The 23,991-nt window shown below is 60.7% G+C and carries 22 protein-coding genes; 19 read left to right on the top strand and 3 right to left on the bottom strand.

The genetic code is table 11. The features are described 5' to 3' along the window. Nucleotides 1–18 precede the first annotated feature (18 nt). The 3 genes from ACFY9W_RS07515 to ACFY9W_RS07525 all read left to right on the top strand — a co-directional run bounded on the left by ACFY9W_RS07515 (nt 19) and on the right by ACFY9W_RS07525 (nt 1,521). Nucleotides 19–498, top strand: a complete 480-nt coding sequence (locus ACFY9W_RS07515; RefSeq protein WP_391127889.1) for a hypothetical protein — start codon at nt 19–21, stop codon at nt 496–498. A gap of 129 nt (nt 499–627) precedes the next feature. After that, entirely contained in the window at nt 628–882 is a 255-nt protein-coding gene (locus ACFY9W_RS07520; RefSeq protein ID WP_009684718.1) for a YkgJ family cysteine cluster protein, read from the top strand. Between the two features lie 33 nt (nt 883–915). Next, the gene (locus ACFY9W_RS07525) at nt 916–1,521 is read left to right on the top strand and encodes an START domain-containing protein (protein ID WP_391128244.1); all 606 of its coding nucleotides are present in this window, start codon (nt 916–918) and stop codon (nt 1,519–1,521) included. Nucleotides 1,522–1,701: 180 nt separating this feature from the next. Here the strand turns inward: ACFY9W_RS07525 and gltA are convergent, their stop codons facing one another. After that, the gene (gene gltA, locus ACFY9W_RS07530) at nt 1,702–2,991 is read right to left on the bottom strand and encodes a citrate synthase (protein ID WP_391127893.1); all 1,290 of its coding nucleotides are present in this window, start codon (nt 2,989–2,991) and stop codon (nt 1,702–1,704) included. Nucleotides 2,992–3,343: 352 nt separating this feature from the next. Here gltA and sdhC point away from each other — a divergent pair, with 352 nt between their 5' ends. From sdhC to ACFY9W_RS07585, 11 genes are all read left to right on the top strand, one after another. Further along, nucleotides 3,344–3,730, top strand: a complete 387-nt coding sequence (gene sdhC, locus ACFY9W_RS07535) for a succinate dehydrogenase, cytochrome b556 subunit (RefSeq protein WP_012315350.1) — start codon at nt 3,344–3,346, stop codon at nt 3,728–3,730. Beyond that, nucleotides 3,724–4,092 (top strand): succinate dehydrogenase, hydrophobic membrane anchor protein, encoded by a 369-nt coding sequence (gene sdhD / locus ACFY9W_RS07540; RefSeq protein WP_003254214.1) that lies wholly within the window; start codon nt 3,724–3,726, stop codon nt 4,090–4,092. The genes sdhC and sdhD overlap by 7 nt, the downstream gene beginning before the upstream one ends. 3 nt (nt 4,093–4,095) lie before the next feature. After that, on the top strand, nt 4,096–5,868 hold the full coding sequence (gene sdhA, locus ACFY9W_RS07545; RefSeq protein WP_346643265.1) for a succinate dehydrogenase flavoprotein subunit: 1,773 nt from the start codon (nt 4,096–4,098) through the stop codon (nt 5,866–5,868). A gap of 11 nt (nt 5,869–5,879) precedes the next feature. Beyond that, on the top strand, nt 5,880–6,584 hold the full coding sequence (locus ACFY9W_RS07550; protein ID WP_012315348.1) for a succinate dehydrogenase iron-sulfur subunit: 705 nt from the start codon (nt 5,880–5,882) through the stop codon (nt 6,582–6,584). Nucleotides 6,585–6,829: 245 nt separating this feature from the next. Continuing rightward, on the top strand, nt 6,830–9,661 hold the full coding sequence (locus ACFY9W_RS07555) for a 2-oxoglutarate dehydrogenase E1 component (protein ID WP_391127899.1): 2,832 nt from the start codon (nt 6,830–6,832) through the stop codon (nt 9,659–9,661). Between the two features lie 42 nt (nt 9,662–9,703). Continuing rightward, on the top strand, nt 9,704–10,927 hold the full coding sequence (odhB, locus tag ACFY9W_RS07560) for a 2-oxoglutarate dehydrogenase complex dihydrolipoyllysine-residue succinyltransferase (RefSeq protein ID WP_391127902.1): 1,224 nt from the start codon (nt 9,704–9,706) through the stop codon (nt 10,925–10,927). 93 nt (nt 10,928–11,020) lie between these two features. Next, nucleotides 11,021–12,457 (top strand): dihydrolipoyl dehydrogenase, encoded by a 1,437-nt coding sequence (gene lpdA / locus ACFY9W_RS07565; RefSeq protein ID WP_284356601.1) that lies wholly within the window; start codon nt 11,021–11,023, stop codon nt 12,455–12,457. Nucleotides 12,458–12,629: 172 nt separating this feature from the next. Beyond that, a complete protein-coding gene (gene sucC, locus ACFY9W_RS07570) occupies nt 12,630–13,796 on the top strand; it encodes an ADP-forming succinate--CoA ligase subunit beta (protein WP_003254205.1) in 1,167 nt (388 codons plus the stop codon). After that, nucleotides 13,796–14,680 (top strand): succinate--CoA ligase subunit alpha, encoded by an 885-nt coding sequence (sucD, locus tag ACFY9W_RS07575; protein ID WP_003254203.1) that lies wholly within the window; start codon nt 13,796–13,798, stop codon nt 14,678–14,680. The genes sucC and sucD overlap by 1 nt, the downstream gene beginning before the upstream one ends. Nucleotides 14,681–15,162: 482 nt before the next feature. Next, nucleotides 15,163–16,476 (top strand): branched-chain amino acid transport system II carrier protein, encoded by a 1,314-nt coding sequence (brnQ, locus tag ACFY9W_RS07580; RefSeq protein ID WP_391127907.1) that lies wholly within the window; start codon nt 15,163–15,165, stop codon nt 16,474–16,476. Between the two features lie 320 nt (nt 16,477–16,796). Then, a complete protein-coding gene (locus ACFY9W_RS07585; RefSeq protein ID WP_391127910.1) occupies nt 16,797–17,546 on the top strand; it encodes a DUF599 family protein in 750 nt (249 codons plus the stop codon). Between the two features lie 67 nt (nt 17,547–17,613). Here the strand turns inward: ACFY9W_RS07585 and ACFY9W_RS07590 are convergent, their stop codons facing one another. Then, on the bottom strand, nt 17,614–17,916 hold the full coding sequence (locus tag ACFY9W_RS07590; protein ID WP_391128247.1) for a hypothetical protein: 303 nt from the start codon (nt 17,914–17,916) through the stop codon (nt 17,614–17,616). Between the two features lie 154 nt (nt 17,917–18,070). On the opposite strand from ACFY9W_RS07590, the gene ACFY9W_RS07595 reads away from it, so the two are divergent. The 4 genes from ACFY9W_RS07595 to ACFY9W_RS07610 all read left to right on the top strand — a co-directional run bounded on the left by ACFY9W_RS07595 (nt 18,071) and on the right by ACFY9W_RS07610 (nt 21,805). Next, nucleotides 18,071–18,547 (top strand): hotdog fold thioesterase, encoded by a 477-nt coding sequence (locus ACFY9W_RS07595; protein WP_391127913.1) that lies wholly within the window; start codon nt 18,071–18,073, stop codon nt 18,545–18,547. Continuing rightward, nucleotides 18,544–19,026, top strand: coding sequence for a hotdog domain-containing protein (locus ACFY9W_RS07600; protein ID WP_391127916.1), 483 nt, complete (start codon nt 18,544–18,546; stop codon nt 19,024–19,026). Before ACFY9W_RS07595 ends, ACFY9W_RS07600 begins: the two co-directional genes overlap by 4 nt. A 70-nt stretch (nt 19,027–19,096) precedes the next feature. Next, the gene (gene htpG / locus ACFY9W_RS07605) at nt 19,097–21,001 is read left to right on the top strand and encodes a molecular chaperone HtpG (protein ID WP_391127919.1); all 1,905 of its coding nucleotides are present in this window, start codon (nt 19,097–19,099) and stop codon (nt 20,999–21,001) included. Nucleotides 21,002–21,079: 78 nt separating this feature from the next. After that, nucleotides 21,080–21,805 (top strand): dienelactone hydrolase family protein, encoded by a 726-nt coding sequence (locus ACFY9W_RS07610; RefSeq protein ID WP_391127922.1) that lies wholly within the window; start codon nt 21,080–21,082, stop codon nt 21,803–21,805. A 117-nt stretch (nt 21,806–21,922) separates the two neighbouring features. Here ACFY9W_RS07610 and ACFY9W_RS07615 read toward each other — a convergent pair whose 3' ends face one another. Next, complete coding sequence (locus ACFY9W_RS07615; protein ID WP_391127925.1) at nt 21,923–22,786, bottom strand: pirin family protein; 864 nt, start codon at nt 22,784–22,786, stop codon at nt 21,923–21,925. A gap of 117 nt (nt 22,787–22,903) precedes the next feature. Between ACFY9W_RS07615 and ACFY9W_RS07620 the strand changes: the two genes are divergently transcribed. Continuing rightward, entirely contained in the window at nt 22,904–23,908 is a 1,005-nt protein-coding gene (locus ACFY9W_RS07620; RefSeq protein WP_391127927.1) for an amidohydrolase family protein, read from the top strand. The last annotated feature ends 83 nt before the right edge of the window (nt 23,909–23,991 follow it).

Here is a 23,991-nt window from a genome sequence, read left to right on the forward strand (position 1 = left end):
CCAGTCTGTCCATTTGCCATGAATGCTTTGCGCTGTGTTGCCCTGATCGTGTGTCTTGCACCGTTATGCTACCCGGGCAGTCCAGCCTTGGCTGCGCAGCCGGCAAGCCAGGCGCAGGCAGCCCAAAGCAAGCCAGTGCAAAAAAAGGCGGTAGCCAAGCCTGTGCAGAAGCAGGCGGCAAAGAAGGCGGGCAACAGCAAGGCAAAGGCGCGCAAGCCGGTCAGCAAGGCGGTAGCCAAACCACTGCCCAAGGCAAAGCTGGACCTCAGCCTGCCAGTGAATATGGTCAATGACCTCGAGCCGAACGTGGGCACCCCGTCGCCGATCCAGCGACGCAAACCTTTGCTGCCGCCCATGTTCACCGAAAAGCCAGAGACCAACGACAGCCCGTTCCAGCTCAATGGCCGGCTGATCAACAACGAAATGCAGCTGCAACTGCGCAATGACAGCCGTCATGACGTGGAAGGGGCGGCCATCGATTTCGAGTATCGCCAGTAGACGGTAACTGACTGCTTGGTCACAGCAGATTTCATCGTGCCAGCAATTTCAAACAGCTGTTTGAGCCGTTACTATCCAGGGACGTTCGTCCCGTTTTGTTCCAGGGAGTCCTGATTTTGGTGAATAGCCATGAATTGCCGTGAGGGCTGCGGTGCCTGCTGCATTGCCCCGTCCATCACATCCGCGATGCCGCGCATGCCCAATGGCAAGCCGGCGGGCGAGCGCTGCCTGCACTTGACGGCTGCCAACCTCTGCGACCTGTTCGGCAAGCCTGAGCGGCCGGCGGTATGCGGTGGTTTCAAGGCGGATGTCGAGGTGTGCGGCAGTGATCGTGACGAGGCAATCAGGATTCTTGGCTGGTGGGAGCAGATGACGGCGGCGTGACAGGCTGGATCTTCGACAACAAGGATAAACATGATGAGATCGTTCAAGCGTATTGCACTGCTGTGTGGCGTGGGTGTGCTGCTGTCCCCTGCCGCCTGGGCCGAAAACTGGCAAGTGGCCAAGGACGAGGAGGGGATCAGGATTTCCCTCAGCGAAGTGGCGGGTTCCAAGTACAAGGCCTATCAGGGCGTCACCGTGATCAAGGCGCCGCTGGCCAAGGTCCAGGCGTTGCAGGAAGACGTGGCTGGGGCCTGTGCCTGGATTCATGAGTGCAAGTCGCAGAAGCTGCTCAAGCATGAAGGCGACCAGAGCTGGACCTACACCCAGTTCAATACGCCTTGGCCGGTGACGCCGCGCGATTCCGTGCTGCATATCACCACGGTCAAGGGTGCTGACGGCAGCCTGACCCGTAATCTGGTCGAAGAGCCGACCTATGTCCCGGAAGAGAAGGGCTTTGTGCGGGTGGCCAAGGTCGAAGGCTTCTGGAAGCTGGTGCCCAAGGGCGATAGCACTGAAGTGACCTACCAGGTGCACACCGAGCCGGGCGGTAGTGTGCCGGCGATGGTGGCCAACAAGTTCGTGGTGGATGCGCCGTTCAATACCCTGAAAGGGTTGCGGGAGCGGGCTGAGAAAAACTGAGGTTTTGTGCTGCCTGTGCCGGCCTCTTCGCGGGCTTGCCCGCTCCCACAGGTACGGCGCAGGTTTCAGCATCTGTGCGGTCCCTGTGGGAGCGGGCAAGCCCGCGAAGAGGCCGGCACAGGAGTGAGGCAATAAAAAAGGCTGCCCGAGGGCAGCCTTTTTGCGTTCGGCTGTTACAGCTTACTTGCGGTCCTTCAGCGAAACGATGTCGCGCTTCTGCTCGCCGGTGTACAGCTGGCGCGGGCGGCCGATCTTGTACGGGCTGGAGAGCATTTCTTTCCAGTGCGAAATCCAGCCCACGGTACGTGCCAGGGCGAAGATCACGGTGAACATGCTGGTCGGAATGCCGATCGCCTTGAGGATGATCCCCGAGTAGAAGTCGACGTTCGGGTACAGCGAGCGCTCGATGAAGTAAGGATCGGTCAGGGCGATCTCTTCCAGGCGCATGGCCAGTTCCAGCTGCGGGTCGTTCTTGATGCCCAGCTCGCGCAGGACTTCGTCGCAGGTCTGCTTCATCACGGTGGCGCGCGGGTCGCGGTTCTTGTACACGCGGTGACCGAAGCCCATGAGCTTGAACGGGTCGTTCTTGTCCTTGGCCTTGGCGATGAACTTGTCGATGTTCGAAACATCGCCGATCTCATCGAGCATGGTCAGTACTGCTTCGTTCGCACCGCCGTGGGCCGGGCCCCACAGTGCGGCGATACCGGCGGCGATACAGGCGAACGGGTTGGCACCCGACGAGCCTGCCAGGCGAACGGTGGAGGTGGAGGCGTTCTGCTCGTGGTCGGCGTGGAGGATGAAGATCCGGTCCATTGCCTTGGCCAGCACCGGGCTGATCGGTTTGATCTCGCACGGGGTGTTGAACATCATGTGCAGGAAGTTTTCCGCGTACGACAGGTCGTTGCGCGGGTACATCATCGGCTGGCCCATGGAGTACTTGTAAACCATCGCGGCCAGGGTCGGCATCTTGGCGACCAGGCGCACCGCGGAAATTTCACGGTGTTGCGGGTTATTGATGTCCAGGGAGTCGTGATAGAACGCCGACAGTGCACCGACCACGCCGCACATCACCGCCATCGGGTGAGCGTCGCGACGGAAACCGTTGAAGAACGACTTCAGCTGCTCGTGAACCATGGTGTGGTTTTTCACGGTGCTGACGAACTGGGCCTTCTGCTCGGCATTCGGCAGTTCGCCGTTCAGCAGCAGGTAGCAGGTTTCGAGGTAGTCGGACTGTTCGGCGAGTTGCTCGATCGGGTAGCCGCGGTGCAGCAGGATCCCTTTGTCGCCGTCAATGTAGGTGATCTTGGACTCGCACGAGGCGGTCGCCATGAAACCAGGGTCGAAGGTGAAGTGACCAGTGGCCCCCAACCCGCGGACGTCGATTACATCAGGACCAACGGTGCCGGTTAAAATGGGCAGCTCGACGGGGGCAGCGCCCTCGATGACCAACTGCGCTTTTTTGTCAGCCATGTGGCCTCCTATTAATGCTAGAAATCATCAGACAGACCCCCCACGCAGGGCCCGCACCACTATAGAGGGATAAATTCAGATGTCAATTTGCCTAAAGGCTTGTTGAATCAAGCATTCAAGCCTGATTTTTCCCGAAATTCTCGCCCATTTACGCCTTTTGCTCGCTAAAGGCAATGCGCTATTTGGGCTACCCCGTCACGTTGTCATAAGCAGCCTAACTGTCTATACTCGGCACCCGACCGCCAGGGGCTTGCAAGCCCGAACTGCTGGGGGTCGCCGTTCCCTGGGTGGTGGGTACCTGACCAGTACACTTACCAACAACTTTGCCCTGATTCGCTAGGGGCTCTTCAGTGTGAAAAAAGCCGTGAAAAGCCAACGACCTGTAAACCTAGACCTAAGGACCATCAAGCTTCCTGTCACTGCGTACACGTCCATCCTGCACCGTATCTCCGGCGTCATCCTGTTCCTCGGCCTTGCCATCATGCTTTATGCACTGGGCAAGTCGCTGGGTTCCGAGGAAGGCTTCGGTGAGGTGAAGGCGTGTCTGACCAGCCCGCTGGCCAAGTTCGTGACCTGGGGCCTGTTGTCTGCCCTGCTTTATCACCTCGTGGCAGGTGTTCGTCACCTGATCATGGACATGGGTATCGGTGAGACGCTGGAAGGCGGCAAGCTGGGCTCGAAAATCGTGATCGTCATCTCCGTGGTGCTGATCGTTCTGGTGGGAGTTTGGGTATGGTAACCAATGTCACGAACCTGTCGCGTTCGGGCCTCTATGACTGGATGGCGCAGCGCGTTTCTGCGGTCGTTCTCGCGGCTTACTTCCTCTTCCTGATCGGCTACGTGGTCGCCCACCCAGGCATCGACTACACCCAGTGGCATGGTCTGTTCTCCAACAACGCGATGCGAATCTTCAGCTTGCTGGCCCTCGTTGCCCTGGGCGCTCACGCCTGGGTCGGCATGTGGACCATTGCAACCGACTACCTGACGCCTATGTCGTTCGGCAAGTCGGCAACTGCGATTCGTTTCCTGTTCCAGGCGGTATGCGGCGTTGCGATGTTCGCTTACTTCGTCTGGGGTGTGCAGATTCTCTGGGGTATCTGATCCATGGCTAGCATTCCAACCATTTCCTTCGACGCCATCATCATCGGTGGTGGCGGCGCCGGCATGCGCGCTGCGCTGCAACTGGCTCAAGGCGGCCACAAGACTGCCGTAGTCACCAAGGTCTTCCCGACCCGTTCGCACACTGTATCCGCCCAGGGCGGCATCACCTGCGCCATCGCTTCGGCCGACCCGAACGACGATTGGCGCTGGCACATGTACGATACCGTCAAGGGCTCCGACTACATCGGTGACCAGGACGCTATCGAGTACATGTGTCAGGAAGGCCCGGCTGCGGTCTTCGAGCTGGACCACATGGGCCTGCCGTTCTCGCGTACCGAAACCGGCCGCATCTACCAGCGTCCGTTCGGTGGCCAGTCCAAGGACTTCGGTAAAGGTGGCCAGGCCGCCCGTACCTGTGCCGCTTCCGACCGTACTGGTCACGCGCTGCTGCACACCCTGTACCAGGGCAACCTGAAAGCCGGTACCACCTTCCTCAACGAGTACTACGCTGTTGACCTGGTGAAGAACCAGGAAGGCGCGTTCGTCGGTGTGATCGCAATCTGCATCGAAACCGGCGAAACCATGTACATCAAGTCCAAGGCCACTGTTCTGGCCACTGGCGGTGCCGGTCGTATCTACGCCTCCACCACCAACGCCCTGATCAACACCGGTGACGGTATCGGCATGGCGCTGCGTGCAGGCGTGCCGGTGCAAGACATCGAGATGTGGCAGTTCCACCCGACCGGTATCGCCGGTGCCGGTGTACTGGTTACCGAAGGTTGCCGCGGTGAAGGTGGCTACCTGATCAACGCCCACGGCGAGCGCTTCATGGAGCGTTACGCGCCGAACGCGAAAGACCTGGCTGGCCGCGACGTTGTTGCCCGTTCCATGGTCAAGGAAATCATCGCCGGCAACGGCGTGGGCCCGAACAAGGACCACGTACTGCTGAAGCTGGACCACCTGGGCGAGGAAGTGCTGCACAGCCGCCTGCCGGGTATCTGCGAACTGTCCAAGACCTTCGCCCACGTCGACCCGGTCGTTGCGCCGGTTCCGGTCGTGCCGACCTGCCACTACATGATGGGCGGCGTTGCCACCAACATTCATGGCCAGGCCATCACCATGGACGAGGAAGGCAAGGATCACATCATCCCTGGCCTGTTCGCCGTAGGTGAAGTGGCGTGCGTATCGGTTCACGGTGCCAACCGCCTGGGCGGCAACTCGCTGCTCGACCTGGTGGTATTCGGCCGTGCTGCCGGCCTGCACCTGGAGAAGGCGCTGAGCGACGGCATCGAACACCTCGACGCCAGCGACACCGACATCGATGTTGCCCTGAGCCGCCTGAACAACCTCAACGGGCGTACCACGGGTGAAGACGTTGCCAGCCTGAAGCGCGAGCTGCAGAGCTGCATGCAGAACTACTTCGGTGTATTCCGTACTGGCGAATACATGCTGAAGGGTATCGAGCAGCTGGCTGGCCTGCGCGAGCGTATCGCCAACGTCAAGATCAACGACAAGTCCCAGGCCTTCAACACCGCGCGTATCGAAGCGCTGGAGCTGCAGAACCTGCTGGAAGTCGCCGAAGCTACCGCCATCGCGGCCGAAGCCCGTAAAGAGTCCCGCGGCGCTCACGCCCGTGAAGACTTCGAAGACCGTGACGACGAAAACTGGCTGTGCCACACCCTGTACTACCCGGGTGAGAAGCGCGTTGCCAAGCGTGGCGTCAACTTTGCGCCGAAGACTGTTCCAGCCTTCGAACCAAAAGTCCGGACTTACTAAGGGTGGCTGCTATGTTGAAAGTCGAAGTTTATCGTTACAACCCGGATACCGACTCGGCGCCCAAGATGGAGTCGTTCGACGTCGATACCGGCGGCAAGGACCTGATGGTTCTCGATGTATTGGCGCTGATCAAGGAAAAGGACGAAGGTTTCTCGTACCGTCGCTCCTGCCGTGAAGGCGTTTGCGGTTCCGATGGCATGAACATGAACGGCAAGAACGGCCTGGCCTGCATCACCCCGCTGTCGGGTGTGGTCAAAGGCAACAAGCTGGTTCTGCGCCCGCTGCCAGGCCTGCCGGTCATTCGTGACCTGGTGGTCGACATGAGCATCTTCTACAAGCAGTACGAGAAGGTGAAGCCGTTCCTGCAGAACGATACCCCGGCGCCGGCCATCGAGCGCCTGCAGTCGCCGGAAGATCGCGACAAGCTGGACGGCCTGTACGAGTGCATCCTGTGCGCGTGCTGCTCCACGTCCTGCCCGTCGTTCTGGTGGAACCCGGACAAGTTCCTGGGCCCTGCCGCGCTGCTGCAAGCCTACCGCTTCCTGGCTGACAGCCGTGACACCAAGACTCAGGAGCGCCTGGCGTCCCTGGATGACCCGTTCAGCGTATTCCGCTGCCGCGGGATCATGAACTGCGTGAACGTTTGCCCGAAAGGTCTGAACCCTACCAAGGCAATCGGTCACGTACGTAACATGCTGCTGCAAAGCGGCACCTGATACAACCTGTTGTAACTGCAGTAAGCCGAGGTGCGGGTGGTGAGCCCGCACTGAGGTAAAACCCGAACAAGGGCCCACAAAGCCCGCGTTCATACCTATGAAGATATGAGACCAGCAGGGGCTTTCCGGGCTGGTACCCGGAAAATCAGCAGGATCCAAGTGGCGTGGTTCAGTCGCTTTATTCGGACTTTTCCAGGTTTGCTGTGGCTCTCGCCGATCAGTCCCCTAACCGAGGGTGACCAAGCATGCAAGAAAGCGTGATGCAGCGCATGTGGGATAGCGCCCACCTTTCAGGTGGTAACGCTGCATATGTGGAAGAGCTCTACGAGCTCTACCTGCACGACCCTAACGCTGTGCCAGAAGAGTGGCGCACCTACTTCCAGAAGTTGCCCGCCGACGGCAGCACCGCTACTGATGTATCGCACTCGACAATCCGCGACCATTTCGTACTGCTGGCAAAGAACCAGCGCCGCGCTCAACCGGTATCTGCCGGGAGCGTGAGCAGTGAACACGAGAAGAAGCAGGTTGAAGTTCTGCGACTGATCCAGGCCTATCGTATGCGCGGCCATCAGGCTGCCAAGCTCGACCCGTTGGGGTTGTGGCAGCGTCCGGCGCCTGTAGACCTGTCGATCAATCACTACGGCTTGACCAATGCCGATCTTGATACGACTTTCCGTGCCGGCGACCTGTTCATCGGCAAAGAGGAGGCGAGCCTACGCGAGATCGCCGAGGCGCTCCAGAAGACATATTGTCGCACCATTGGCGCCGAGTTCACCCACATCGTCGATTCCGAGCAGCGCAGCTGGTTCCAGCAGCGCCTGGAAAGCGTGCGCGGCCGTCCGGAGTTCTCCGCCGATGTGCAAACTCACCTGCTCGAGCGTGTGACTGCCGGTGAAGGCCTTGAGAAATACCTGGGCACCAAGTACCCAGGCACCAAGCGTTTCGGCCTTGAGGGCGGCGAAAGCCTGATCCCGATGCTGGACGAGATGATCCAGCGTTCCGGTTCCTACGGTACCAAGGAAGTCGTGATCGGCATGGCTCACCGTGGCCGCCTGAACGTACTGGTGAACACCTTCGGCAAGAACCCGCGCGAGCTGTTCGACGAGTTCGAAGGCAAGAAGATGAACGAGCTGGGCTCGGGTGACGTGAAGTATCACCAGGGCTTCTCCTCGAACGTGATGACCCCGGGTGGCGAAGTGCACCTGGCCATGGCGTTCAACCCGTCCCACCTGGAAATCGTTTCGCCAGTGGTCGAAGGTTCGGTACGCGCCCGTCAGGACCGCCGCAACGACACCGTTGGCGACAAGGTGCTGCCGATCTCGATCCACGGCGACGCAGCATTCGCCGGCCAGGGCGTGGTCATGGAAACCTTCCAGATGTCGCAGACCCGCGGTTTCAAGACCGGCGGTACCGTGCACATCGTGATCAACAACCAGGTTGGTTTCACCATCAGCAACCCGCTGGACGCGCGCTCTACCGAGTACGCCACCGACGTTGCCAAGATGATCCAGGCGCCGATCCTGCACGTGAACGGCGATGACCCGGAAGCCGTGCTGTTCGTCACCCAGCTGGCCATCGATTACCGCATGCAGTTCAAGCGTGACGTGGTCATCGACCTGGTCTGCTACCGTCGTCGTGGCCACAACGAGGCCGACGAGCCGAACGGCACCCAGCCGCTGATGTATCAGCAGATCAGCAAGCAGCGCACCACCCGTGAACTGTATGCCGAGGCGCTGATCCAGGCCGGTCGCATCGACGCCGAGCGCGCTCAGGCCAAGATCGACGAGTACCGCAACGCGCTGGACAATGGCCTGCACGTGGTGAAAAGCCTGGTCAAGGAGCCGAACCGCGAGCTGTTCGTCGACTGGCGTCCGTACCTGGGCCACGCCTGGACCGCGCGTCACGACACCCGCTTCGACCTCAAGACCCTGCAGGACCTGTCGGCCAAGCTGCTGGAACTGCCAGAAGGCTTCGTCGTTCAGCGTCAGGTTTCGAAGATCTACGAAGATCGCCAGAAGATGCAGGCCGGTGGCTTGCCGATCAACTGGGGTTATGCAGAGACCATGGCTTACGCCACCCTGCAGTTCGAAGGCCACCCGATCCGCATGACCGGCCAGGACATCGGCCGTGGCACCTTCTCGCACCGCCATGCGGTGTTGCACAACCAGAAGGACGCCAGCACCTACATTCCGCTGCAGAACCTGTTCCCGGGCCAGCCACGTTTCGACCTGTACGATTCGTTCCTGTCCGAGGAAGCGGTACTGGCCTTCGAATACGGCTATTCCACCACCACGCCGAACGCGCTGGTGATCTGGGAAGCCCAGTTCGGCGACTTCGCCAACGGTGCGCAAGTGGTGATCGACCAGTTCATCACCAGCGGTGAGCACAAGTGGGGCCGCCTGTGCGGTCTGACCATGCTGCTGCCACACGGTTACGAAGGGCAGGGCCCGGAGCACTCCTCCGCGCGTCTGGAGCGTTACCTGCAGCTGTGCGCCGAGCACAACATCCAGGTTTGCGTACCGACCACCCCGGCACAGATCTACCACCTGCTGCGTCGCCAGGTCATTCGCCCGCTGCGCAAGCCGCTGGTAGTCCTGACGCCCAAGTCGCTGCTGCGCCACAAGCTGGCCATCTCGACGCTGGAAGACCTGGCAGAAGGCTCGTTCCAGACCGTGATCCCGGAAATCGATGCAATCGATCCGGCCAAGGTCGAGCGCCTGGTGCTGTGCAGTGGCAAGGTCTACTACGACCTGCTGGAAAAACGCCGTGCCGAAGGCCGCGAAGACATCGCCATCCTGCGTCTCGAGCAGCTGTACCCGTTCCCGGAGGACGACCTGGTCGAAATCCTGGCGCAATACAGCAACCTCAAGCATGCCGTCTGGTGCCAGGAAGAGCCGATGAACCAGGGCGCCTGGTACAGCAGCCAGCACCACATGCGCCGTATCCTGGGCCGCCACAACAAGGCACTGGTCCTGGAATACGCCGGCCGCGACGCTTCCGCCGCGCCAGCTTGTGGTTACGCATCGAAGCACGCCGAACAGCAGGAAAAACTGCTGCAAGACGCCTTCACTGTCTAACGCCTTCGCGCACCTGAAACCGAATTTAAGGAAACACTGACAATGGCTATCGAGATCAAAGCCCCAACCTTCCCGGAATCGGTTGCCGATGGCACCGTTGCCACCTGGCACAAGCAGCCGGGCGAAGCCGTCAAGCGTGACGAGCTGATCGTCGACATCGAGACCGACAAGGTCGTCCTGGAAGTACTGGCCACCGCCGACGGCGTGCTGGGCGCCATCGTCAAGGGCGAGGGCGACACCGTCCTGTCCGACGAAGTACTGGGTTCGATCGTTGAAGGCGGCGCTGCCGCCGCTGCTCCAGCTGCCGCTCCGGCCGCTGCTGCCCCGGCTGCTGCCGCTGCCGACGCTGGCGAAGACGACCCGGTCGCCGCGCCAGCTGCCCGCAAGCTGGCTGAAGAGAACGGCATCGACCTGGCTACCGTTGCCGGCACTGGCAAAGGCGGTCGCATCACCAAGGAAGACGTCGTCGCTGCCGTCGCCAACAAGAAGTCGGCGCCTGCCGCTGCGCCGGCTGCCAAGCCAGCTGCCGCTGCTGCTGCCCCGGTTGTCGTCGCTGCTGGCGACCGCACCGAGAAGCGCGTGCCGATGACCCGTCTGCGTGCCAAGATCGCCGAGCGTCTGGTTGAAGCCCAGTCCAACATGGCGATGCTGACCACCTTCAACGAAGTGGACATGACCGAAGTCATGGCGCTGCGTTCGAAGTACAAGGACCTGTTCGAGAAGACCCACAATGGTGTGCGCCTGGGCTTCATGTCGTTCTTCGTCAAGGCTGCCACCGAAGCCCTCAAGCGCTTCCCGGCCGTGAACGCGTCGATCGACGGCAACGACATCGTCTACCACGGCTTTGCCGACGTCGGCGTTGCCGTGTCCAGCGACCGTGGCCTGGTGGTACCGGTACTGCGTAACGCAGAGTCGATGAGCCTGGCTGAAATCGAGAACGGCATTGCCACCTTCGGCAAGAAGGCCCGTGACGGCAAGCTGTCGATCGAAGAAATGACCGGCGGCACCTTCACCATCACCAACGGTGGTACCTTCGGCTCGATGATGTCGACCCCGATCGTCAACCCGCCGCAGGCTGCCATTCTCGGCATGCACAACATCATCCAGCGCCCGATGGCCATCAATGGCCAGGTCGTGATTCGCCCGATGATGTACCTGGCGCTGTCGTACGATCACCGCCTGATCGACGGCAAGGAAGCGGTAACCTTCCTGGTCACCATCAAGAACCTGCTGGAAGATCCGTCTCGCCTGCTGCTGGACATCTAACCCTCTGGCTGCGTACCGTGCCGGCCTTGGCTTCGCAAGAAGCCATGCCGCGCGGTTCGCGGCTTGTAGCTTGTAGCTGATAAGGAATCTTTTATGACCCAGAAATTCGACGTAGTGGTGATTGGTGCAGGTCCTGGCGGCTATGTGGCTGCCATCAAGGCTGCCCAACTCGGTCTGAAGACTGCCTGTATCGAGAAGTACACCGACGCCGAGGGCAAGCTGGCCCTGGGCGGCACCTGCCTGAACGTAGGTTGCATCCCATCCAAGGCGCTGCTGGACAGCTCCTGGAAGTACAAGGAAGCCAAAGAGAGCTTCAACGTCCACGGTATCTCCACTGGCGAAGTGAAGATGGACGTTGCCGCGATGGTTGGCCGCAAGGCTGGCATCGTCAAGAACCTGACCGGTGGCGTTGCCACCCTGTTCAAGGCCAACGGCGTTACTTCGATCCAGGGCCACGGCAAACTGCTGGCTGGCAAGAAAGTCGAAGTCACCAAGGCTGACGGCACCACCGAAGTCATCGAAGCCGAGAACGTGATCCTGGCCTCCGGCTCGCGCCCGATCGACATTCCGCCGGCTCCGGTCGACCAGAATGTCATCGTCGACTCCACCGGCGCCCTGGAATTCCAGGCCGTACCGAAGCGCCTGGGCGTTATCGGTGCCGGCGTGATCGGCCTGGAGCTGGGCTCGGTATGGGCTCGCCTGGGTGCTGAAGTCACCGTCCTGGAAGCCCTGGACACCTTCCTGATGGCTGCCGACACCGCCGTGTCGAAAGAAGCCCAGAAGACCCTGACCAAGCAAGGCCTGGACATCAAGCTGGGCGCTCGCGTCACCGGCTCGAAAGTCAACGGCAACGAAGTCGAAGTGACCTACACCAACGCCGAAGGCGAGCAGAAGATCACCTTCGACAAGCTGATCGTTGCGGTCGGCCGTCGCCCTGTCACCACCGACCTGCTGGCTGCCGACAGCGGCGTGACCATCGACGAGCGTGGCTACATCTTCGTCGACGACCACTGCGCCACCAGCGTTCCGGGCGTGTTCGCCATCGGTGACGTGGTACGCGGCATGATGCTGGCCCACAAGGCTTCGGAAGAGGGCATCATGGTTGTCGAGCGCATCAAGGGCCACAAGGCCCAGATGAACTACGACCTGATCCCGTCGGTTATCTACACCCACCCGGAAATTGCATGGGTCGGCAAGACCGAACAGTCCTTGAAGGCCGAGGGTGTTGAGGTTAACGTAGGCACCTTCCCGTTCGCGGCCAGCGGCCGTGCGATGGCGGCCAACGACACCGGTGGTTTCGTCAAGGTCATCGCCGATGCCAAGACCGACCGCGTCCTGGGTGTACACGTGATTGGCCCATCGGCTGCCGAACTGGTGCAGCAGGGTGCAATCGCAATGGAATTCGGCACCAGTGCCGAGGATCTGGGCATGATGGTCTTCAGCCATCCAACCCTGTCCGAAGCGTTGCATGAAGCAGCGCTGGCGGTGAATGGCGGCGCCATTCACGTGGCCAACCGTAAGAAGCGTTAATTATAAGAAACCACGGCGGGCAGCCCGTCGTGAGTCTTGCGTGCATGACTCACCGCGGAACGTCCGCCGGACCGGATCACACGGGAAAACCCGGGGTCAACGGTCACAGGTGGTGCGGCGCCAGTAATGGCGCAGCGCCGAAGCGCAGTACCTAACGAAGACGGTAAAAAGCATGAATCTTCACGAGTATCAGGGTAAGCAGCTGTTCGCTGAATACGGCCTGCCAGTTTCCAAGGGTTTCGCAGTCGATACCCCTGAGCAAGCTGCAGAAGCCTGCGACAAGATCGGCGGGAACGAGTGGGTTGTCAAAGCCCAGGTTCACGCGGGTGGTCGCGGCAAAGCGGGCGGCGTAAAGCTGGTTCGCAGCAAGGAAGACGCCAAGGCGTTCGCTGCACAGTGGTTGGGCAAGAATCTGGTTACCTACCAGACTGATGCCAACGGTCAGCCTGTCTCCAAGATTCTGGTCGAATCCTGCACTGACATCGCCAAAGAGCTGTACCTGGGCGCTGTAGTCGATCGTTCGAGCCGCCGTATCGTGTTCATGGCTTCCACCGAAGGTGGCGTGGACATCGAGAAAGTTGCTCACGAAACACCTGAGAAGATCCTCAAGGCCACCATCGATCCGCTGGTCGGCGCTCAGCCGTTCCAGGGTCGCGAGCTGGCATTCCAGCTGGGTCTGGAAGGCAAGCAAGTACAACAGTTCGCCAAGATCTTCGTGGGTCTGGCCAAGCTGTTCAAGGATCACGACCTGGCCCTGCTGGAAGTGAACCCGCTGGTGATCAAGGCCGATGGCGACCTGCACTGCCTCGATGCCAAGATCAACATCGACGCCAACGCCATGTACCGTCAGCCCAAGCTGAAAACCTTCCACGACCCGTCGCAGGACGACGCCCGTGAAGCCCACGCTGCCAAGTTCGAACTGAACTACGTTGCCCTGGAAGGCAACATCGGCTGCATGGTCAACGGTGCCGGCCTGGCCATGGGTACCATGGACATCGTCAACCTGCATGGCGGCAAGCCAGCCAACTTCCTCGACGTTGGCGGCGGTGCTACCAAAGAGCGCGTTACCGAAGCGTTCAAGATCATTCTGTCCGACAGCAATGTCGCGGCCGTTCTGGTCAACATCTTCGGCGGCATCGTTCGCTGCGACATGATTGCCGAAGGCATCATCGGTGCAGTGAAAGAAGTTGGCGTTAAAGTTCCGGTTGTTGTTCGTCTTGAAGGTAACAACGCTGAACTGGGCGCTAAAGTACTGGCAGAAAGCGGTTTGAACATCATTGCGGCCACCAGCCTGACCGACGCTGCTCAACAAGTTGTAAAAGCTGCGGAGGGCAAGTAATGAGCGTCCTGATCAATAAAGACACCAAAGTCATCTGCCAGGGCTTCACCGGCTCGCAGGGTACTTTCCACTCCGAACAAGCCATCGCCTACGGCACCAAGATGGTCGGCGGCGTGACCCCAGGCAAGGGTGGTACCACCCACCTGGGCCTGCCAGTGTTCAACACTGTAAAAGAAGCTGTAGAAGCTACCGGCGCTGACGCTTCGGTCATCTACGTTCCGGCTCCTTTCTGCAAAGACTCGATCCTGGAAGCGGCCTTTGGCGGCATCAAGCTGATCGTGTGCATCACCGAAGGCATTCCTACCCTGGACATGCTGGATGCCAAGGTCAAGTGCGACGAGCTGGGTGTTACCCTGATCGGCCCTAACTGCCCAGGCGTCATCACCCCGGGCGAGTGCAAGATCGGCATCATGCCAGGTCACATTCACTTGCCAGGCAAGGTCGGTATCGTTTCGCGTTCCGGCACCCTGACCTACGAAGCTGTGAAGCAGACCACCGACGCCGGCTTCGGCCAGTCGACCTGCGTCGGCATCGGCGGTGACCCGATCCCGGGCTCCAACTTCATCGACATCCTGAAGCTGTTCCAGGAAGACCCGAAGACCGAAGCGATCGTCATGATCGGTGAGATCGGCGGTTCGGCTGAAGAAGAAGCGGCGGCCTACATCAAGGCCCACGTGACCAAGCCAGTCGTTTCGTACATCGCCGGTGTTACTGCACCTGCGGGCAAGCGCATGGGCCACGCTGGCGCCATCATCTCTGGCGGCAAGGGCACTGCGGACGAGAAGTTCGCCGCCCTGCAAGACGCCGGTGTGAAAACCGTGCGTTCCCTGGCTGACATCGGCAAGGCCCTGGCCGAGCTGACTGGCTGGGAAGCCAAGAAGTAATACTGCTACACCCCCCACGCGCACAGAGGCCACCTTCGGGTGGCCTTTGTCGTTTCTGGGCGTTGGTTATTCCTGTGCTGGCCTCTTCGCGGGCTTGCCCGCTCCCACAGAAGATCGCCGCATTCAGAACCTGTGGTGATCCCTGTGGGAGCGGGCAAGCCCGCGAAGAGGCCAGAGGAGGCGACATGGATTTTTCGATGGGTTTGATAGGAATTTTCATGCAGACGAATGTTTCAATCCGAGGATAATTCCTACTGTTCTCGGTCGCACAGACGACAAACATGTACGCACATCGGACAAGCAGCACTGTGCCAGTGCGTTTACCCGGTAAAACGGTTAATCTACGCGTTCACTCTGTGCCCGCTCCCCAAAAGGGAACGACACGCTAAACGGGTCTGGCCTATCAAGCCGGGCAGCATTTCCCTCACCCATAGGGAAATCCCCTCTCGAATCCCGATTTCAGCAGTGTGGTACTACCTTAAATGAAAGTTCTCAAAGGCCAGGATATCCTGGCGCTTGGCTTTATGACGTTTGCGCTTTTCGTCGGTGCAGGCAATATCATCTTCCCGCCTATCGTTGGCCTGCAGTCTGGCCCGCACGTATGGATGGCTGCACTGGGCTTCCTGGTGACCGCCGTGGGCTTGCCGGTCATCACCGTGGTCGCTCTGGCCAAGGTCGGTGGCGGCATGGATGCCTTGAGCAGCCCGATTGGCAAGTTCTTCGGCGGCCTGCTGGCGGCCGTGTGCTACCTGTCGGTCGGCCCGCTGTTCGCTACCCCGCGTACGGCGACCGTGTCGTTCGAAGTGGGCGTTGCACCGCTGACCGGTGAAAGCCCGCTGGCACTGTTCATCTACAGCCTGGTGTATTTCGCCGTGGTCCTGGCCGTGTCCATGTATCCGGGCAAACTGCTCGATACCGTGGGTCGCTTCCTGGCACCCTTGAAAATCATCGCCTTGGCCGTGCTGGGTATTGCAGCCTTCGCGCTGCCGGCCGGCACCATTGGTGAGGCACAGCCGGCCTACGCCGCCGCCGCGTTCTCCAAGGGCTTCTCCGATGGCTACCTGACCATGGACACCCTGGGTGCCCTGGTATTCGGTATCGTGATCGTCAACGCCATTCGCTCGCGCGGTGTCGAGTCGCCGAAGCTGATCACCCGCTACGCCGTCATCGCCGGCCTGATCGCCGGTGTCGGCCTGGCCCTGGTGTACATCAGCCTGTTCCGCCTGGGTGCCGGCAGCCACGACATTGCGGCTGACGCCACCAACGGTGCGGCAGTACTGCATGCCTACGTGCAGCACACCTTCGGCTCGCTGGGTAGCGGCTTCCTTGCCGTGCTGATCGCCTTGGCTTGCCTGGTGACCGCGGTTGGCCTGACGTGCGCCTGTGCCGAGTACTTCAGCCAGATCTTGCCGCTGTCGTACCGTGCGCTGGTGGTGATCCTGGCAGGCTCCTCGCTGCTGATCTCCAACCTGGGCCTGACCAAGCTGATCATGTTCTCGGTCCCGGTGCTCACCGCCATCTACCCACCCTGCATCGTGGTGGTCGGCCTGAGCTTCGTGAAAGACCTGTGGAACTCGCCGACCCGCATCCTGGCGCCGGTGATGCTGGTGTCGCTGGTGTTCGGCATGGTTGACGCGATCAAGGGCAGCAGCATTGCCCATGTGCTGCCAGACTTCATGGCGCACCTGCCACTGAGCGATCAGGGGCTGGCCTGGCTGGTACCTTCGGTGGTGACCCTGGCTGGCGCCGTGGTCTGCGACCGCATGCTTGGCAAGCCGCGCGAGGCGCTGGCCTGACCCGGTAAAGTTGAAGCCTGAGGGCGGCACCGGCCACAAGCCAAAAGGGTGCCCGCCAAGGGTGAAAACTTGAAAGCCCCGTATCCGAAAGGATGCGGGGCTTTTTGTTTGCCTGTTCCGGCCTCTTCGCGGGCATGCCCGCTCCCACAGGTCAAGCGCAAGCCTCAGCGTTGGCGCTGTACCTGTGGGAGCGGGCGCGCCCGCGAAGAGGCCTGCATGAGCAGTGCAGAATTCACGGTGGGTATGTGCCTTTTGCGGCTTGCCAGCGTCGAAACCCGGTCCCTATCCAATAGGCACCTGGCCCTTTCGGGAACCATTACATGAACTTCATCCAAAGCAACTTCAACAACCTGCTGGCCATTGCCTGGTTTGCCCTGTGCTGGGGCGGTTACACCCGCTATGCCATCTGGAAAGGGCGCGACACGGCATGCCTGGCCAGCGTGTTGCACCTGTACCGCGAAGACTGGATGCGCCGCATGCTGCTGCGCGATAACCGCATTGCCGATGCCAGCGTGATCGGCAACCTTGAGCGCAACGCTTCGTTCTTTGCCTCCAGTACCCTGATCATCCTTGCCGGCATTCTGACCGTGCTTGGCGCTTCTGACCGGGCGCTGTCGCTGCTGGCCGACCTGCCGCTGGTACAGCAGGCCTCCCAGGGCATGTCGGAGATCAAGCTGCTGTGCCTGGCGACGGTTTTTGTCTATGCCTTCTTCACCTTCAGCTGGTGCATGCGTCAGTACAACTTTGCCGCTGTGCTGGTGGGGTCGGCGCCCATGATTGGTGAACGCCTGGTCAATGAACTGGAGCGCAAGGCATTCGCTTTGCGGGCAGCGCGCGTGTTGTCGCTTGCGGCTAACCAGTTCAACCTGGGGCTGCGTTCGTATTACTTCGGTATGGCCATGCTGAGCTGGTTCATCAGCCCTTGGTTGTTCATGGTCATGAGTGTCGGGGTGGTTTTTATCCTGTACCGTCGCGAGTTCCATTCGGATGTGCTGGATGTGATGGTGTTCACACCGACCGAAAGTATGCCGGGCGAACCGGCCAAGGACACTACCCAACCAGTTAGCTAAAACGTTTAACCCATTAAATACAGATACAAAAAAACCCGACAAAGTCGGGTTTTTTTGTTTTAGCCAATTACTGCTTGGCAGGTTCGGCCGGAGCAGCTTCGGTCGCCGGAGCGGCTGGTGCGGCTTCTGGAGCCGGAGTAGCCGGTGCGGCCTCTTCGGCAGCTTTCTGCTCGGCTTCAGCCTGATCTTTGGCGGCTTCGGCGTTTTCCTTGGCGGCCTCGTTCATTTTATCCTGAGCTTCACCCATTTTTTCCTGGGCTTGCTCGGCGTGTTGCTGTGCGTCCTGGGCTTTGTCTTCGCTCGCTTTATCGCAAGCGGCCAGGCCCATGGCAGCGGCCAGCATCAGAGCAAAAGCAAAAGGTTTACGCATGGGGGTGTTTCTCCTTGGTGGAATAAGTGACTTGTTCCTTCGAGTGCAACTACGCGGAATAAGTTCCGCGAAGGTTACAGATATATAACGCCCCGTTCTATATAGACTTTTTAACGTTTTTATGCCGCTGCGGCAGTACGGGTGGAAACAGCGAATGAGCGATTCAACCTTGATGGCCATGGCCGAACGTTTTCTCTCGGCCCTCAAACATTGCCAGTTGTTGCAGATGCATGTAGCGCTGGCTGATGGCGATGGCATGACCCTCGTCATGCCCTGGTCGCCAGCGATTGTCGGCAACCCGCAAACCGGCGCCGTGCATGGCGGCGCGCTGACCACGCTGATGGACACCACCTGCGGCATGGCCACGCTGTGCGTACTGCCGCGCTTCGAGGTGTGCCCCACCCTGGACCTGCGAATCGACTACATGCACCCGGCCGAGGCCGGCAAGGACATCTATGGCCACGCCCAGTGTTACCGGGTCACCCGCGATGTGATATTCACCCGTGGAACCGCCTACCAGGATGACCCCGACCAGCCGATCTGCCAGGTGGTGGGCACGTTCATGCGCCTGGGGCAGGAGATCAAGGGCGGTATCCGTTTCGGCAACAGCCTGAAGGAGGGTGGGGCATGATTCCGTACGCGGTTCGCCAGCAACTCAACGCCGCCCACGCGGTGGGAGACTACGGGCCATTGCTGGCGCTGATCCCCTATGCCGGGCTGATCGGCATCGTATGCGAACGCCAGGGCGATGACCTGCTTTTCCGCTTGCCGGCCAACCCCGACAACATCGGCAATCCGTTGCTCCCTGCCATCCACGGCGGTGTGATAGCGGGTTTCATGGAGCTGTCCGCCGCGTTGTACCTGTTGATCTACAGCGAAAGCGTGAGCATCCCGAAGATCATCGACTTTTCAATCGACTACCTGCGCGCCGGGCATTTGCGCGATACCTACGCACAGTGCCAACTGTGGCGCCAGGGCCGCCGGGTAACCAACGTGGCCATCACCGCCTGGCAAGGTGACCGGCAGGCGCCGATTGCCACGGCCCGGGCGCATTTCAAGATCGAGCCGGAAAAGCCCTTGAAATCATCCGGGCAGCCCCCATCTGAATGACATCCGCCGTTAACGCAGGCCGAGTCGGCCGCCAGGCGCCAACTGCCATCAGATCGGAGTTTCGAAGACCATGACTGTGGAAACACAAAAGGAAACGTTGGGCTTCCAGACCGAGGTAAAGCAACTGCTGCACCTCATGATTCACTCGCTGTACTCGAACAAGGAAATCTTCCTGCGGGAGCTGGTTTCCAACGCCTCCGACGCCGCCGACAAGCTGCGTTTCGAAGCCCTGGCCAAGCCAGAGCTGCTCGAAAATGACGCCGACCTGAAGATTCGCCTGAGCTTCGACAAGGATGCCGGTACCGTTACCCTTGAGGACAACGGCATCGGCATGAGCCGCGAAGACGTCATCGCCCACCTGGGTACCATCGCCAAGTCCGGCACCGCCGACTTCATGAAAAACCTCACCGGTGACCAGAAGAAGGACTCGCACCTGATCGGTCAGTTCGGCGTAGGGTTCTACTCCGCGTTCATCGTGGCCGACAAAGTCGACGTATACAGCCGTCGTGCCGGTCAGCCAGCCGCTGAAGGTGTGCACTGGTCGTCGAAAGGCGAGGGTGAGTTCGAAGTCGCCACGATCGACAAGCCACAGCGCGGCACCCGTATCGTCCTGCACCTGAAACAGGAAGAGAAAGAATTTGCCGATGGCTGGCGCCTGCGCAACGTGGTCAAGAAGTACTCCGACCACATCGCCCTGCCGATCCAGTTGCCGAAAGAGCAGGCTGGCGCCGAAGGCGAAGAGCAGCCGGCCGAAGAATGGGAAACCGTCAACCGCGCCAGCGCCCTGTGGACCCGTTCGCGCACCGAGGTGAAGGACGAGGAGTACCAGGAGTTCTACAAGCACATCGGCCATGACTTCGAAAACCCGCTGGCCTGGAGCCACAACAAGGTCGAAGGCAAGCTGGAATACAACTCGCTGCTGTACGTGCCGGCCCGTGCGCCGTTCGACCTGTACCAGCGCGAAGCGCCACGCGGCCTGAAGCTGTACGTGCAGCGCGTGTTCATCATGGACCAGGCCGAGTCGTTCCTGCCGCTGTACCTGCGTTTCATCAAGGGTGTGGTCGACTCCAACGACCTGTCGCTGAACGTGTCGCGGGAAATCCTGCAGAAAGACCCGATCATCGATTCGATGAAGACCGCGCTGACCAAGCGCGTGCTGGACATGCTGGAGAAGCTGGCGAAGAACGAGCCTGAGCAGTACAAGGGCTTCTGGAAAAACTTCGGCCAGGTGCTGAAGGAAGGCCCGGCCGAAGACTTCGCCAACAAGGAAAAGATCGCCGGCCTGCTGCGCTTCGCTTCTACCCAGGACGACAGCGGCGAGCAAAGCGTCGCCCTGGCCGACTACCTGGCCCGTGCCAAGGAAGGCCAGGACAAGATTTATTACCTCACCGGCGAGTCGTACGCGCAGGTCAAGAACAGCCCGCACCTGGAAGTCTTCCGCAAGAAAGGCATCGAAGTGCTGCTGCTGACCGACCGCATCGACGAGTGGCTGATGAGCTACCTTAACGAGTTCGACGGCAAGGCCTTTGTCGACGTCGCCCGTGGCGACCTGGACCTGGGCAACCTGGATTCGGAAGAAGACAAGAAGGCCCAGGAAGAAGTGGCCAAGGACAAGGAAGGCCTGGTCGAGCGCCTGAAGGGTGCGCTGGGTGACAGCGTGGCCGAAGTGCGCGTTTCGCACCGCCTGACCGATTCGCCGGCGATCCTCGCCATTGGCGAACAGGACCTGGGCCTGCAGATGCGCCAGATCCTGGAGGCCAGCGGGCAGAAAGTGCCGGAGTCCAAGCCGATCTTCGAGTTCAACCCGAGCCACCCGCTGATCGAGAAGCTGGATAACGAGCAGAGCGAAGACCGCTTCGCCGAGTTGTCGCACATCCTGTTCGATCAGGCGGCCCTGGCGGCCGGTGACAGCTTGAAGGACCCGGCGGCCTACGTTCGTCGCCTGAACAAGCTGCTGGTCGAGCTGTCTGCTTGAGTTGATGTAAAGGAAAGCCCGCTTCGGCGGGCTTTTTTCATGGCAGGCTTTTTATAGTAAGTGCCTAAGGAGTGCTTGATGAGCAAGGTAATCGTCGAATCGCTGGTTTATCACCTGTCCGGCAAAAGCTACGAAAGCCGCCTGGTCTATGAGCCAGGGGCGCTGGGCCGGCCTGGCCTGGTGATGGCGCCGAACTGGATGGGCATTGGCGAAGGGGCTGAGCGCATTGCCAAGGAAGTGGCCGAAAAAGGCTATGTGGTGCTGATTGCCGACTTGTACGGGCAGTCAGTGCGTCCGTCCAATGCTGATGAGGCCGGCGCGGCGATGATGCCGCTGAAGAACGACCGGGGCGAGCTGCGCAAGCGTATGCAGGAAGCCTTGGCGCAGTTGTTGGGGCAGTCAAAGGCGCTGCTGGAGCCGGGCAAGGTTGCCACGTTCGGTTTCTGCTTTGGTGGCTGCTGTGCGCTGGAGTTGGCGCGCACCGGTGCCGACCTGCGTGCAGCGGTGTCGTTCCATGGCACGCTGGACACGCCGAACCCGGAAGATGCCAAGCGCATCAAGGGCTCGGTGCTGGTGCTGCATGGTGCTTCCGACCCGCTGGTGCCGAAGGAGCAGTTGCCGGCATTCGAAGACGAGATGAACGCGGCCAAGGTGGACTGGCAGTTGCTGAGCTATGGTGGGGCGGTGCATTCGTTTACCGACCCGGGCGCCAATGTGCCGGGCAAGATGCAGTATGACCGGCGTACTTCGGAACGGGCGTTCCGCTCGATGCATAACCTGCTGACTGAAGTGTTCCACCGCTGACTGTGAATTGGGGCTGCTTTGCAGCCCTTCGCGGGCACGCCCGCTCCCACAGGTACAGCGTACGTCGTTGTTGTGGGAGCTGGCTTGCCGGCGATGGGCTGCAAAGCAGCCCCAAAATCACCTGGGTAACTCTATCCTCGACATTTCCCCCGGCACCACCGGCCAATCCCCCGCCGCCCACCGCGCCCTGGCCCGCTCGATCAGCTCCGGTTCACTGGCCACGAAATTCCAGTTCATCCGCCGCGGCCCATCCAGCGGCGCGCCACCAATCAGCACCAACTGGCATTCTTCCTCCGCATACAGCGTTACCTCTTCACCCTCCGGCAGCACCACCAGGCTGCACGGCTCCACGTCCTCCTCATCCATCAACAACTCCCCATCCAGCAGATACAGCGCCCGCTGCGCATGCTCATTCGGCACCAGCAGGGTAGTCGCGGGCTGCATCCGCACATGCGCATAAAGGGTAGGGGACAGCACTGGCACCGGTGACTCCAGGCAGAACCCGCTACCGGCAATCATGCAAATGCGCACCCCCAGGCTGTCACTGACTGGCAGGCTTGCCGCCGGGTGATGGCTATAGCTTGCCGCGCCTTGTTCATGTTCACGCGGCGAGGCCAGCCACACCTGCAAGCCGTGTAGGCGCGAGCCATGGGCCAGGGCATCGGCAGGCGTGCGCTCGACATGGGCCACGCCGCTGCCCGCCGTCATCCAGCTGACATCGCCGGGCAGTACGCGCTGCTCCGAGCCCAGGCTGTCCTTGTGCAGGATCGCCCCCTCGAACAGGTAGGTAAGGGTCGACAAACCGATGTGCGGGTGCTGGCGGATGTCCATGCCATGCCCTGGGGCATAGTCGGTTTCCAGCATATGGTCGAAAAACACGAACGGGCCGACACTGCGGCACTGGGCTGCCGGCAGCGGGCGCAGGATCGGCTGGCCCTCGACCGATTCGGCACGCGGGCGGATGATCAAGGGGCTGCTCATGGGGCGGGCTCCAGTTGAGTTGGAAATGCCTCAAGCATAGCGGTTTACCTGCCTCGGCTGAACCGTCCCGTTTGCCGGCAGGTCTACTGTTCCCGCACTCGGATAAGGAAGTTGCCCATGCTTGCCAAAGCGCTGTTCTGCGTGTTGTTGATGGGCTGGCTGTGCCAGGCGGCACACGCGCGTGACTACCGCTACAGCGATGCCCACCTGCATTACGTCGACTTCTTCCAGGAGAGCGAAGGCATGCCAGCGTTGCTGAAGGCCATGGACGCCGCAGGCATCGAGCAATCGATGATTTCCGGCATACCGGTGGCCAAGAAGTGGCACGAAGACGAGCCCAAGCGCCCGCGCTACTACGCCGGTGACGACGCCGATGCCTACTGGTACAGCGCCACCGACACCTATGTGGCCGCAGCCCTGCAGCAGTTGCCGGCTGAGCAGCGCAAGCGCTTTCATCCGTTCCTGACCGGCTTCAATCCGGTGGACAAGAATGCGGTCAGCCACATCGAGCGGATGCTGGAGCTGTATCCAGGGCTGTGGCAGGGCATTGGCGAGGTGTTTACCCGTCACGATGACCTGACAGCGCTCACCAGTGGTGACACGCCACGGGCCAACAACGAAGCCATGACGCGTATCTACCATTTGGCCGCTGAGCGTGACTTACCGGTGTTGCTGCATTCCAACATCACCTCCAAGCGCGAGCGCAACCCGCTGTACCTGGCTGAAATCGAAGAGCCGCTGCGCAACCACCCGCACACCCGGTTTATCTGGGCGCACGCCGGCAGCAGCATGGAGATACACCGGCACCAGACGCAGATGGATTTTCTGCTGCCGGTGCTGACGCGGTTGCTGGAGGATTACCCGAACCTGTATGTGGACCTGTCGTGGAGTGTGCTGCAGCCTTACCTGCTGGATGCTAAAGGTGTGCCGCGCAAGCAATGGCTGGCGTTGGTCGAGAAGTACCCGGAGCGGTTCATGCTGGGGTCGGATGTGGTGGGGCGGTTTGGCAGCCTGGGGGAGCAGATGCACGGGTTCAGGCCGTTTCTGGATGCGTTGCCGGAGGCGGTAGCCAACAAAGTGGCCAAGGAGAATTTTCTGGCTGTACTGCCTAAGCAGAAGTAATGGGTTGCCTGTGCTGGCCCTATCGCCGGCAAGCCAGCTCCCACAGGTCCTGCACAAGCTTCGGGCCCCGTGGAGTCCTGTGG

Origin of the sequence: Pseudomonas sp. NPDC008258 (assembly GCF_042956345.1) — a bacterium.
In the GTDB taxonomy this organism is placed as follows: Bacteria; Pseudomonadota; Gammaproteobacteria; order Pseudomonadales; family Pseudomonadaceae; genus Aquipseudomonas.